This is a genomic window from Priestia megaterium, assembly GCF_009497655.1.
GTDB classification, from domain to species: Bacteria; Bacillota; Bacilli; order Bacillales; family Bacillaceae_H; genus Priestia; species Priestia zanthoxyli.
Map to the genome: position 1 here is coordinate 126,548 of NZ_CP023318.1, position 13,203 is coordinate 139,750.

10 protein-coding genes are annotated in these 13,203 nt (G+C 34.7%); 3 read left to right on the forward strand and 7 right to left on the reverse strand.

The window, feature by feature from the left end:
- Nucleotides 1-201: 201 nt before the first annotated feature.
- Both CEQ83_RS26445 and dcm read right to left on the reverse strand, forming a co-directional pair.
- Entirely contained in the window at nt 202-1,089 is an 888-nt protein-coding gene (locus CEQ83_RS26445; RefSeq protein WP_155017642.1) for a hypothetical protein, read from the reverse strand.
- 349 nt (nt 1,090-1,438) lie between these two features.
- Nucleotides 1,439-2,689, reverse strand: coding sequence for a DNA (cytosine-5-)-methyltransferase (gene dcm / locus CEQ83_RS26450; protein ID WP_155017643.1), 1,251 nt, complete (start codon nt 2,687-2,689; stop codon nt 1,439-1,441).
- Between the two features lie 519 nt (nt 2,690-3,208).
- Between dcm and CEQ83_RS27520 the strand changes: the two genes are divergently transcribed.
- A complete protein-coding gene (locus CEQ83_RS27520) occupies nt 3,209-3,364 on the forward strand; it encodes a hypothetical protein (protein WP_228123075.1) in 156 nt (51 codons plus the stop codon).
- Between the two features lie 574 nt (nt 3,365-3,938).
- Here CEQ83_RS27520 and CEQ83_RS27305 read toward each other — a convergent pair.
- Together CEQ83_RS27305 and CEQ83_RS26460 are read right to left on the reverse strand one after the other, a co-directional pair.
- Nucleotides 3,939-4,109, reverse strand: a complete 171-nt coding sequence (locus tag CEQ83_RS27305) for a hypothetical protein (RefSeq protein ID WP_167387340.1) — start codon at nt 4,107-4,109, stop codon at nt 3,939-3,941.
- A 333-nt stretch (nt 4,110-4,442) separates the two neighbouring features.
- Nucleotides 4,443-5,537 (reverse strand): YsnF/AvaK domain-containing protein, encoded by a 1,095-nt coding sequence (locus tag CEQ83_RS26460; RefSeq protein ID WP_099331451.1) that lies wholly within the window; start codon nt 5,535-5,537, stop codon nt 4,443-4,445.
- Between the two features lie 326 nt (nt 5,538-5,863).
- Here CEQ83_RS26460 and CEQ83_RS26465 point away from each other — a divergent pair, with 326 nt between their 5' ends.
- The gene (locus CEQ83_RS26465) at nt 5,864-6,175 is read left to right on the forward strand and encodes a hypothetical protein (protein ID WP_099331450.1); all 312 of its coding nucleotides are present in this window, start codon (nt 5,864-5,866) and stop codon (nt 6,173-6,175) included.
- Between the two features lie 937 nt (nt 6,176-7,112).
- Here the strand turns inward: CEQ83_RS26465 and CEQ83_RS26470 are convergent.
- The 3 genes from CEQ83_RS26470 to CEQ83_RS26480 all read right to left on the reverse strand — a co-directional run bounded on the left by CEQ83_RS26470 (nt 7,113) and on the right by CEQ83_RS26480 (nt 10,633).
- On the reverse strand, nt 7,113-7,556 hold the full coding sequence (locus CEQ83_RS26470) for a hypothetical protein (RefSeq protein WP_048018774.1): 444 nt from the start codon (nt 7,554-7,556) through the stop codon (nt 7,113-7,115).
- Nucleotides 7,557-7,995: 439 nt separating this feature from the next.
- Entirely contained in the window at nt 7,996-9,546 is a 1,551-nt protein-coding gene (locus CEQ83_RS26475) for a glycosyltransferase (protein WP_099331449.1), read from the reverse strand.
- Entirely contained in the window at nt 9,536-10,633 is a 1,098-nt protein-coding gene (locus CEQ83_RS26480; protein WP_099331448.1) for a tetratricopeptide repeat-containing glycosyltransferase family 2 protein, read from the reverse strand. Before CEQ83_RS26480 ends, CEQ83_RS26475 begins: the two co-directional genes overlap by 11 nt.
- A 299-nt stretch (nt 10,634-10,932) precedes the next feature.
- On the opposite strand from CEQ83_RS26480, the gene CEQ83_RS26485 reads away from it, so the two are divergent.
- On the forward strand, nt 10,933-13,071 hold the full coding sequence (locus tag CEQ83_RS26485; RefSeq protein ID WP_155017644.1) for a BclA C-terminal domain-containing protein: 2,139 nt from the start codon (nt 10,933-10,935) through the stop codon (nt 13,069-13,071).
- Nucleotides 13,072-13,203 lie beyond the last annotated feature (132 nt).

The window sequence follows — 13,203 nt, forward strand, 5'->3', positions numbered from 1 at the left end:
TAGGCGTTAATCTATTAGATTAACGCCTAACTTATTTATTTCTTATTGTTCTTTTTAATCAATAATATGGAAATTGACTATTAGAGCCCTTTTAATAACCAATTCATTTACACAAAAGATGATAAATTAATAATCCCTTTGGTGATGATAACAAATAAATCAAAAATGAGTCCTCTTTTTTCTCACATTTCTAAAAAACGCTTATTCACGTAAAGCAAGCCACTTCATAAAATATGGACGGTCATTATTTGAAGGGGTTTCATACCATTCAGAGCAAATAAAATATTTTTCACCATAAGCTTCAACTTCAGTGGACCAATATCTCATAACTTTTTCTCCATTACTAAGAGAAGCCTTCCTCAATAGTGGGTGTAGTAAATGAAATGTCTTTTTGGAGTAATCTGCCGTTTGCATTAATTCAATTTCTTCTTTTGATATTTCATGATTAGCTAGCATTCTAGTTAAAGTACTTCGTACAAGGAGGCCAATCTTCATTTCATTATATCCGTTTGTATTATTAAAATCTTTTGTCTTGGGACTACTTGTACTATCATGATTATTTTCAGTGTGACTTTTTTTATTGTTTGAAAACAAGTTGTAAATTTGTATACTTCGCATAAAAAGATCTTTTGAATCATTTGCAGATTTAGATGCGTTTATCACTGGTTGCATTATTTTGTCATAAAAATCATCATTCGCAATAATACGTATATTATAAGTTAAATTAAACTTGTACAATAAATTTTGAATATCAGATATCAATTTATCCAATGGAGAAATTACAGATTCATCAATTTTTGGAGAGGCAAAAATGATATCGCCAGTTTTTTTATCAAAGTGTCCATATAAGAACATCACTGTAGTTAATATTTTTTGGGACACTTTAATAATAGTTTTATCTATGTCATTATAACTTGATTCAAGTTCATCAAAATTTACATCTATTGCATATAAATTTTGAGTATCTCCATCAAAGCTTGCACCGAGAACATCAATTTCTGATTGCAGAAGTAACTGTGGAACTGAAACTTTACTGTTATATAAACGCTTCTTATAGTTTTTTCTTATTAACTCTATATACGATGACAATAAATTATTTATTGAAACTATTTTTTGAATTTCTGTTTATTCTTGATAATTAAATACTGTATTAGATAACATAAACCCACAATCTAGACAGCACCTATATCATTATTTAAAGTCTTTAATAAATGGCATTTGCTCCATTATGCATGCACCTAATAAGTTAATTACTTCCTGAAAATTCGATGTCAGTAGCTAAAGTAATAACTTCAAAACGGTAGGTAGACTCTAAATTAATTTTTATAATATAAATAAGCTTCCTTCGCTTATATCAGTTATAGAGAGACCTTACAACCATTGAGGCTGTAAGGTTAAAGTCATGAAACCAATTGAAATGTCCAATTGATATTTATTATTACAAAAAGCTTAACTGTTGAGGCTCTTTCTTTAAGGATTCAATTTCTTTTTTTTCTATTTCTAAAATTTCATTACCCATTCGCTCTATTAAACCAACAACAAGCGCATTACCCATGCAAAAGTATCTCATTCTATCTGTCATACCCTCTGTCCAGTTATCCGGAAACCCATTTAAACGTTCACATTCTATAGGTGTCAATATTCGAAGACGTTTAGTTTTAGGATCCTCAACAACATGACTACTTCGATTAATAGTTCCTTCGCTAGTTAACATCGTACGTCCAGGTTTATCAAGTGATTCAGGAAATGCCATACCGCCTTCAGAAAAGATATACTTATGACCACTGGCAGCCGTTCGTTCTATCTTCTTAGGCCCCTTTAAATAGCTAAACTTTTCAATTGCAACCTCACCTAAATAATACTTCTCATCTACATCAGATTGAAGAATTTCTTTTAAAGTCTTTGGTTGCTCCTCAACTATTAAAAGCTCTTCCGTGTAAACGATACCGTTTCTCATAATACCAGCATTAAAATATTTCTTAGAAAAATTATCTGAGATTTCTACTATATCTTGAGGTAATGCAAAAGTATCAGGTTTATGCTTAACTGAAAGGGTATCAGCAACAGGGAATGGTTTTGCAAAAAAACCCTCTGCATGCAACATACGTGAACCATTAATGTTCTTTCTTTCTTTTATATAAGAAGTATCATTTCTAATTGCAAAAATAAAAATTCTTCGTCTTCTTTGTGCTTGGCCATATTCTGCTGCGTTTATTATACGCCACTCGACTGAATAGTTTAAATCTCTTAAACTGGCCAACATAATTGAAAAGTCTCGCCCTCGTTGTTTTGAGGGTGATTTGAGTAAGCGATCAACATTCTCAAGTAGAATGTATTTTGGTCTTAATTCTGTAATTAGACGTACAATTTCCCAGAACAAAACACCCTTCTTTCCTTGTAATCCTTTTTCTCCTGACAGACCGCGAGCTACAGAATAATCTTGGCAAGGAAAACCTCCTACTAACAGTTCAATTCCCATATCAGATAATGATTTTTCATCTACTGTACTTATATCTTCATTTGAATGAATACCTTTATCCTTAAAATGTCTTGCATAACATTCAAAAGCATCCTGTGCCTTTTTTGATGGTTCCCACTGATTTCCCCAAGCAACCTCGAAACCTTTAGTTGCTTCAAGGCCCAAACGAAAACCTCCGACTCCGGCAAACAATTCAATTACTTTTAACATTCTAAACATCCTTTCGGTAATAAATATACCTAGATAAATATTATAATTAAAAATGATTGAAAGATCAACCATTTTAGACTAATAATATATTTGTTATATTCTAGTGCATCCAATACCTCACAAAAAATTTACATTTTTTATATCATAACCCCAAAAAGAACATTAGTTCTGCTGTTTAATTATTTTTCAACAAAATATTCTTACAAATCCTTTTTTGACTTTAGTTTCCTCTGTCATATGGAGGTTAGATTAGTAGAAAACAAGGGCTGCTGTTGGAGGAAATATCAAACGGTCGAAATCTTTGGTGTTAGCTGCCACAACCTTACTAAAAAAAGAAGAGATTAAAACGGGAAGTCGTCTTTTTCACATTCCTAAAAGTAAAGATATTTATGTGGTGAATCCATCCATGGACAGATAAATCAAAGGTTCGAACTATATTTCGAGTTTGGTGTTACAGTATGTGGATTCTGAAGACTTTCATGCGTAAGGTATAGCATTTATGAGTTATTTATTGATGCGATAGCTTCTTTACATTTATTTGCTGATACACCAGAAGAATTAGCCCATAAAATCATCAATGAGATTTATCGCGAGGTTCGGCTTACAGCTACTGCAAGAATCGGTACCAATCTCTTACTGGCGAAGGTTAGCTTAAATTATGAGGCCAATGCATAACACAGACAAGATTTATTCAGTTTGTGGATTCTTTGGGAGATCTATTCATCTTTATTGAATAAAAGCTTTCTTAAGCATCAATAAGAAATATCCATCGGCATAATTAGAGTTCCATAAATAAACATAAATCATTTATTTATCCATACATAATTTGTAACAGTGAGGTGAAAGTATAAAAGAAAACAAAACAATATAAATATATCTAAAATATGAGATTATAAAAAAGAAGGAGAAATTATTTGTAAAAAAATTAGACTTTGAGAATGAAGCTAATAAGTAAGCTATAACAAAGCTAAATTATACCAAATGCAATCGATTTTAAAATGAATTTAACGGAGTTTTTATAATAAATCATAAGAAAAAAATAGTTGCTGTTTATTTAAAATAAAGTTTGATGGTTTATATAAAGAATAAGGCAAGGACTTCAACAGTACAACACTAAGTTAAGGAAAGTAAATTGTACCATATGTGCCCCTTTTCTTAAAAAAATGGTTCCTATAATTTATCTTATGTAAACTAGAAAAAGAAATAAGGCAAAACCTACTCATTTCTGAGTTAGGTTTGTAATTTTTATTTATACATGTAACTGCTGATTAACCAATCTCTTTACTCTCTCATAAGCTTTGACTTCACCTTGGTAAAAACACGCACTGTTCCAGTCTTCTCTTTTCTCCGCATCCTTTCTCCATGCATTAGACTGTTCTAGTAACTTATCAATGTATTCAATAAATTTCTTTCGTTCCATTTAATCACCTTCTTTTATCAAATTTGGAAATATTTTTAAGTTTTTTTGATAAGTAATATTTCTAGAATTTAGTGAGAATACCTGTTTGAATTTGATATAATCTCCAGGACTTTTAGGAATAAAAGAAATGACCCCCAGTAATGAAAGTCATTTCTTTTATTTTATTACCTGTTTATGCTCATTTTAATGAGTTATTTTAATTCTTTTTTGATTTTAGAAACATTACTTATGTTAATTTAAAGAGAAATAAAAAAAGCTGCCAATACAGTTAGGCAGCCCTTCCTTAAATATTCCTAATTATTCTCTCTACTATAAACTATAGAGGAAATATACTTATTTCTTTTGGTTGTTTGTTGATTTCTCATTGTTTTTTCCTTTTTCAGAAGTCGTAATATCCGTGTCTTTAATTTGACTTTCTGGTTGCTGATTGTTTACTGAGGTTGTAACCTCTTCAATCTCTTTAATAACAGGAGAAGTTGTCACTTTAAGTTGAGCTTCTTGTTTCTTGTTGGGTGAAAGTTTAACTTTTTCCTCTTTTGGAGCATCAGAGGCAATTGCGGCAGCAACTTCTTGGTAACTTTGATCTACGTGATTATCCATGTTTTGATAGATTTCAGAGTCAGCAAGTTCAGGAATCGCGGGAAGTTCTGACTGTTCAATTTTTGCTTCTTCCTTTAGAACAATATCCTTCATCTCTTTAACCTCTTGAATTTTACGCTTACCAATGATGACTTCTTCCACAACTACAGGCCTCTTGGTTATTTCAACTCGCTCCTCCATAATAGGAATACGAATGATCTCGTTCTCTGTCAATGGGCTACCATCATACTGACCGTCTATGACCGGGCGACGTTCTACGTAGACTTCCTCACGCATAACTGGAACCTGGATAGTTCGTAGTTCTTCTACAATTTCCTTACGAAGCTGTATTTCCCCAGTCTGAACTCGCTCTTTCCTTACATTAAGTTGCTCTTCACGAAGTTGCACTGACCTATGCTCCTCCGTCTCGTATGGCGACTCCCTAACCGTAGTAGTATATGAAGGAATTATTTGAGTTTCATCCACATCAATTAGAACAAGGAGTTTCCCTTCCTTTACATCCATTTCACACTGTTTTGCAGTAAAGTTTTGAATCCCCATTCTAACAAGTTTTGAAGTTAGGCCACCAGCTTGGGTAGTAGAAATCATTCCACCTGTCATCATGGTAAGAAAGCTGTCCATCATCACACCTGCCAACGAACTTACAGCTGGTGTTCCAGCTTCTATCATTACATTCGTTTCAGCCCCTAACTGTAAAGTATTAGTGCTATCCTTTGCTACTACTAATATGTCTGTTTCACGATACCCCTGATGTTTTAACCCCTTAATTGCATGTATCGCTTCTTGCTCCGAATGAAAAATCCCTGCAACTCGTTTTTTCGTTCCCATTTTCCCATCCCCTTAAATTTTAATTAAACGAAAACTTCTTTTCACATTTAATTCCATCCTTATTGTGTATATCATGTACCCAGTGGGTTTCTATTTAAAACTTGATACGGATGACTATGTAAATGACCCCTAAATTATAAAATTTAGAAAGATGAAGTAGAGGCGATATCCATATTCGGGAAAACTTTAGAGTTTTTATTGAAAAAGAACATTTGTTCGTATATAATATGAAAAAGGAAAAACCTCATATTTTTCCTTAATTGAAACATATAGGGTATTTAATACAGAGATAATTTACAATTAGTTTTCATGGGGGAGAAAAAGCGATGAGTTCTACATACCATCATTTAAAAGATACAAAAAAAGAAGAAGGGCAAAAAGAATTACTTGAGAGAAACCTAGAAGCTCATAGAAGTAGAAGATGGGTAACCAACTCTGTTTACGCTATGTCACTACTTGTAGTCGTACTTTGTTTCTATTTTCATGTACCAAAGGCTGCAATTATTACTCTAATCTTATTTTTAATATGTGCAACTAGCGAAATACTGTATAGAGCGTTAGATAAAAAGATAGAACTACGGTTAAAACGGATTAAACAGGAGAAAAGAAAAATCATATTTAAAGGAAATAAATCCTAACAGCTTTTCTATAAATTCCTTTCTGCTATACAGATTTGAAATTATTTTTCACATGAGAACGAAGAAGAAAGAGTTAACTTCGTTATAGAAGAGAAAGAATAACAAAAAATCATCCTTGATAAAGTTTACTACTATGCTGAATTTACTGATAAAGTTAGTGTCCGACGCGATAACTGCAACTCAGCTTATTACTTCAAAATTTCCGTGAAAGGTGGCGTTTTCTTACGTGAATGTAGAGAATATGGCATAAAGAAGAGTATAATAAGTAATTTTGTTGATTCATTACTCTCACGAACCGAATCTTTCTCATTTTATTAACTATATTTTGATGTTTTTCTTCATTTTATTCTTCCTTATTATCTCTCTCTTTGTTGATAAAGAGATTAGTCAATTTATTGATGAGATGTTAAATGAATTAGAAAAGATTAAATAGAACTATTGAAAACAACAAAGAAGCCACTTCGGCATTGGCCAATGAACGAGGTGGCTTTTTTGTAAGGGTTTGTTCATACGTATCCGAAGTATGAAACATTCATAGATTACCACGTTCTGTAATTAGAGGATATTTTTAATGTGTTGCTTGTGAATAAAACGTGCACCTGTTATGTACTCTCCTTCCATTGGGTATCGAGTAAACTTAGTTACATAAAGGATGTATAAAAACATGGATAAAGGAAACAATCATTCATTCTTAAACTCTTTGCCTCTCAAGGGTTCTCTTTTTGGATGTCTTCTGGAAAGAGTAATTATGTCAATTAGCTTTTTATATGATATATCTTATAATTGAACAAATACAACTTTTTTTCCTGCTATTATCAATAAGGTGGTATATATACATTCCTCAAACTTCCCTTATTACTTAAGGAGTTCTTTTCTGATAATCCCATATATCTGTAGTTTTAGGTTTATGACCCAATAGACGTAGCATTACTTCCTGTTAAGTACCCAAAATGGTGATGTATGACTGTGTTTGACAGATTTTTGTCACCCACGCTGTGAACTCGTCAATCATGTTAATCAACTCACGAATGTACGTTTTTTTGTGACGATCAAACTGTTTGTACGTTTCCTCCACTTTATTAAAATCAATCCATTTCTTTAGTTTAATCATAGGAGGGTTGCTAATCAAAAAACATGCGAGTTCTTGCAGCTGATTACTGATGAGTAGCCATGTTTCTGCTTTAATTTCTGTCACTTCTGTAGGTTGATACTGTGGGACATACTTGCGAATTACGGTGTAGAAATAAGCAAAAGCTTCATCAGCAAAATAGACCGAGTCTTTATTCCAATACTTTGCATTGTACTCACCTGGTTTTATTTCTACATAATAAGCATTTTCGACGTTGTCCACATTTGTTATCATTTCAAAAGGGGATTCCATAGCAGCACCTCTTTTTTTAATAACGTTAGCATACCCTTTTTCGCAAAAACCTCTGCGGAATTTTCATAATCATGTTCAAACTCAACAAAGTAGTCACTTTCATGCAGCATATGCATAGTTAATCTATTTCCAATCTGTTTAATAGTTTCATCTATGCCGTTAGAATGGACTCCAACATTTTCTAAGTTAGAGAGCATGTCGTAATTATTATTGCTAATATGCTTAATCCGACCAAGTATTTCACTGTGTTTTCCTTCTATATAAAAAGACAGCCATTTTAATAATAGCTGCCTAGTAAAAAATAGTTATTAGTTCTCTTACCTTCACTTCAATTCATTTATTCCTATTAGTTAAACAAAGTATACTCTCACTTTTTTTACTACATATGCAAACTAAAATATAATAGTGATTATTGAAGAAATGGACATGTGTAATCTTTTTACTCTTCCCACTGTATTAAGTTGGGACTTTTATCTAGAATTGAGTCATATTGCTCTTTTATTCCATATCGAGCCTGAGGGTCAATAGTTAAATACCTTTTGTATTTTTCTAAGCGATATTCTAATTTGGACCACCCGTAGTGTTTTACTCTTAGGTTAGAGATACTATTTGGCAACTGAAATATATTTTTAGGGAACCTCCCACAGTGCTGAGGAGTTTCGTTCCATACATAAGAGAAATCCTTCCTGTATCGAGCGAGAAATGGTCGATAGAAAAGATGAGCATACCAATATTCGTCCTCACGATAATGGGTATTACTCCAAAAATCATAGAGTCTAAAAGAATAAAGGTCATAATCCTCTTGTTCAAGAAGCTGTTCTACCTCTTGCTTAAATTTATGTTCAAATAGTTCATCGGCATCTACATTTAAAATCCAATTAGGATTCGTCTTGGTTGTCTCTTCCCATTGTTGCTGGCGTAGCTCTACTTCAGTAGAAAATTTCGAAACTTTATTTTGCACAATTTTGCATGGTACGGTTTTTAAAACTTCCTTACAAATCTCAACTGAATTGTCTGTACTCCCATCATCAATAATGACAGCATTATTGATGTAAGGAAGGTGGCTCTTTAAAACTTCTCTTAAGAAACGGTTCCCCTCGTCTTTAATTATCATAGACAAGGTAAGTTCTGGTTTTGTAAGGGTAGATACATTAATGTTTAAAATAGGAGCTTTCTGTCTAGGCGTGTTTTTTTCAAGAAATGTTTTTCCACCCTTTATGTCCGTGTCTCTATAAATATGGTAGGCAGGATAGTGTGTATCTACATGTAGAGAAAGTCCTATTGCGGCTGCACGTACACAAAAATGGCGATCTTCTCCCCAAAATGTTAAGTTAGGTATTTTGCTGAAGTTAACGCCTTTTTGAAGAGCATTTTGTGAAATGAGAGTGCAGGCACCAAGTCCTCCTACCTCATAAACTCCTGGATTTCTCATTTTAGTAATGAAGTCTTGATATCGGATATTTATTTGATCGTCAGATAACTGTTTTCCAGGTTGTACATTGTATTGGGTATATTCATCGTAAAGCCATACTTGAGGTTGCTCTATCGATTCTGGTTGCCATTTTGTCCAAAAAATTTCAGAAATAATATCTTTTCGTTGTTGAACCAAATGAACAAGAGTTTTTGGGGATAACAACAAATCAGAGTCTACAAAAAATAAATAATCATAGTTTTTTTCTTTTGCATACTTAATAATTAAATTTTTAAAATTAGCTACTTTCCACACTAGATGTTCATTCCACTGATGAGTCTGCTTATCCTTCAAATAAACATCTTGATAGAATGATTTTTCAATAACTACTGATTCAATACACTCTTGAAATTGTATAAGAAGACGACTAGAGTCAGCGTTTTCGTTATCATCTATGAAATAGAAATGTACTAATAACTCTTCTTTTTTGAGCTGCTTTAAAGACTCTAAGAATAAACTTAGAATTTCTAATTTTTGATGTATAGGACTTGCGATCAGTACTCTCAGTTTATGAGTCACTTCCTACACCATCTTCTATCAGGAGTTGGGTTTCTAAATAACTTTTATTATGCAGGTATTTAGGATCGGTAGGCCTATAACCACCTGCTAATTCATTGTGGTAGGTTGCCATTCTATAGTCTCCTAAATAATCATAACAAACACATAGTTGGATATGGGGAATCCATGTAGAGTAAAGATAATTGTGAATTCCATAATTGTCTTTTGAAACTTCGGTTTTTGTTGCTAAATCATACCAGAAAACAGCAGAACGGTAATCATTTTTTTTTATAAAAAAGTAAGCCAATCTGCAACAGATTTCCGGTCTGGGAGCAGCATAGGTAAAGGATCGTAGTAAGGATTCCATCATTTTCTCTTTATCTAAAACATCATGATAACAATCAGCTAAGTTTCTACACGTTGCGATATTATCCTCAACCCATCCCTTCTCTGTTGAAAGGAACCGTTCATAAAAATTAATGGCTCTTGCAATTTGACCATGATCTTTTAATTCATTCGCAAAATAATATAAGTCTCTTGGAGAAAACTCTTCGCCATTAATTAAATTTTTTTCATAAATTTTTAAATTTCTTTCAGAATCATGGTGGATGCTTTTATGAGTTATAGCTACTTCACTATTACTAATGTTCCCCCATACCTCAAGGTATTCATGGACAAAACCAATCCACTTAAACCCTTTACTTCTCTTCACTAACCTATTTCTTCTTAGACTTATTATAACATTGCCGTATTCATCTGTTGCTAAATTATAATTCATCGTGACGGAGTCAATATTAGAATCTAGATTTATTTTTAATTCAAAAAACTTTTCTTGGTCTTCTTCTAGCAATATATCATCTGCGTCTAGCCACAAAATATAATCTTTTGTAGCCTTCTGAAAAGCATAGTTACGCGCAACTGAAAAATCATCAATCCATTTAAAGTCATAAATTCGATCTGTATAGTTTCTAGCAATTTTCTTTGTTTGGTCATTTGATCCTGTATCAATAATATTTATTTCATCAACTAATTGGTAGACACTTTCCAGACACCTCCCAAGTGATACTTCTTCATTTTTAACAATCATACATAAACTGATAGAAATCATTTCTCATTCCTCCTATAAATTTTAGTAGATCCATGGAAAAATATTAAATTGTTACTCTCAGTATATATTTATATGTTTTTCAGGCGATAATTTTGAGTTCTACTATAAAATAGCTATTAATTTGAAATATTTTTTAATATTTATAATAACTATGTATAGATAATTAGGAAAAATTCCTTATTTTAATACAAATTTGCTCCTATCATGTTTTATCGCCAAGATTTTTTAAATTAAAATATAAAAATTACCTAAGTTGAATTTATAATGAATTATTTATTTTGAAACAAAGGAGGACCACAATGGCTTATAGACGTGCATCTAAAGTTAGGTACTTTACTTCTAACGATGAGATGAATTACTTGAAAAAGAAGAATCCTAAAAAAATGGATTGTATAGATATTAAGAGTTCTCAAATTAAAAGGTTGCTTACTATTTTAGATAGGTTAAAAAAGGAAATCCCTCTGATTCTGAAGAATCCCACTTCTAAAAATATCAATACTATTTCTAATTCACTAAACTGTCTTATTGTCTTATTAAATGAATTGAAACCTGATTCTTCAATGACTAATCATTTAATTATTACTGTTCAAAATTTATTATCTGCTTTAAAAACAAGGTTGGTTCCTCCAGTAAAGTTACTCGAAACACTAATTAATAGTTTAAAAACACTTATTACTCTTCTGTGCTTAAATTCAGAGACGCATATTCTATTCTTCAAAGTTTTAATACAAATCGAAGTTATTTTAACTCACTGTCCTTCTGCAGGACCTACTGGAGCTACGGGACCTACTGGGGCTACAGGACTCACTGGAGTTACGGGACTCACTGGAGTTACGGGGCTCACTGGAGTTACGGGGCTCACTGGAGCTACGGGAGTCACTGGAATTACGGGGCTCACTGGAGCTACAGGACTTACTGGAGCTACAGGATTCACTGGGGCTACAGGGAACACTGGAGTTACGGGGCTCACTGGAGCTACGGGAGATCCTGGACTCACTGGGGCCACAGGCCCTACAGGGAACGCTGGAATTGCTGGGGTCACTGGAGCTACAGGGCTCACTGGAGCTACAGGCCCTACTGGAGCTACGGGCCTTACTGGAGCTACAGGGCTCACTGGGGCTACAGGGCTCACTGGAGCTACAGGACTTACTGGAGCTACGGGACTCACTGGAATTACGGGGCTCACTGGAGCTACAGGACTTACTGGAGCTACGGGACTTACTGGAGCTACAGGACTTACTGGAGCTACGGGACTCACTGGAATTACGGGGCTCACTGGAGCTACAGGACTTACTGGAGCTACAGGATTCACTGGGGCTACAGGGCTCACTGGAGCTACAGGGCTCACTGGAGCTACAGGACTTACTGGAGCTACGGGACTCACTGGAATTACGGGGCTCACTGGAGCTACAGGACTTACTGGAGCTACGGGACTTACTGGAGCTACAGGACTTACTGGAGCTACGGGACTCACTGGAATTACGGGGCTCACTGGAGCTACAGGACTTACTGGAGCTACAGGATTCACTGGGGCTACAGGGCTCACTGGAGCTACGGGACTTACTGGAGCTACAGGACTTACTGGAGCTACGGGACTCACTGGAATTACGGGGCTCACTGGAGCTACAGGACTTACTGGAGCTACGGGACTTACTGGAGCTACAGGGCTCACTGGAGCTACAGGATTCACTGGAGCTACAGGACTTACTGGGGCTACAGGACGTACTGGAGCTACAGGACAAGAAGGAGAGTCTGGAGCTACGGGACCCACTGGAGCCACAGGGCGTACTGGGGCTACGGGACTCACTGGAGCTACAGGCCCTACTGGAGCTACGGGCCTTACTGGAGCTACAGGACTCACTGGAGCTACAGGACTCACTGGAGCTACAGGACTTACTGGAGCTACGGGACTTACTGGAGCTACAGGACTTACTGGAGCTACAGGACTCACTGGAGCTACGGGACTTACTGGAGCTACAGGACTTACTGGAGCTACAGGACTCACTGGAGCTACGGGAATAAGTTTTACAACTAATTCTATGTTTGCAGGCAACACAACCGGCAGTACCATTGCAGTTTTATTAGGCGGGACAAGTATTCCACTTCCTAGTAATCAAGATCTCGATGGCTTTACTGTCAATGGTACTAATACAACATTTACAGTTCCAGCTACTGGACGTTATTACATCACATATCAAATTAATCCTACAGCTACTGTACTTGCTGGATCTAGGCTCATCCTAAATGATACAACTCCAATCCCTGGATCCATAATAACTCCAGCTCTTGCTATATCAAGCTACAATAATGATGTTATCGTTTCTTTAGCTGCAGGCAATACGATTACCCTTCAATTATTTGGTTTAATTGCTACAGTGGTTTTGACGGGTGGAGGATCTTCTGGAGCTGCATTAACAATTATTCGTTTATCGGGATAAAAGGAAACAATTCTTAGCTTAAGAATTAATATGAATAGTTCTTAACTTGAGCCGTAATAACTCTAAGTTAAAGAAGCTAAAGAATTAATGGCAAGCAGTTAGTTGATGGATTTTTGGAGTGAGTAGGTACTC

Coding starts and splice junctions, on each gene's coding strand:
- CEQ83_RS26470 (WP_048018774.1), bottom strand. CDS start 7,556: ATGGAATCCCCTTTTGAAATGATAACAAATGTGGACAACGTCGAAAAT.
- CEQ83_RS26485 (WP_155017644.1), top strand. CDS start 10,933: ATGGCTTATAGACGTGCATCTAAAGTTAGGTACTTTACTTCTAACGAT.
- CEQ83_RS27305 (WP_167387340.1), bottom strand. CDS start 4,109: ATGGAACGAAAGAAATTTATTGAATACATTGATAAGTTACTAGAACAG.
- dcm (WP_155017643.1), bottom strand. CDS start 2,689: ATGTTAAAAGTAATTGAATTGTTTGCCGGAGTCGGAGGTTTTCGTTTG.
- CEQ83_RS26480 (WP_099331448.1), bottom strand. CDS start 10,633: ATGATTTCTATCAGTTTATGTATGATTGTTAAAAATGAAGAAGTATCA.
- CEQ83_RS26460 (WP_099331451.1), bottom strand. CDS start 5,537: ATGGGAACGAAAAAACGAGTTGCAGGGATTTTTCATTCGGAGCAAGAA.
- CEQ83_RS26465 (WP_099331450.1), top strand. CDS start 5,864: ATGAGTTCTACATACCATCATTTAAAAGATACAAAAAAAGAAGAAGGG.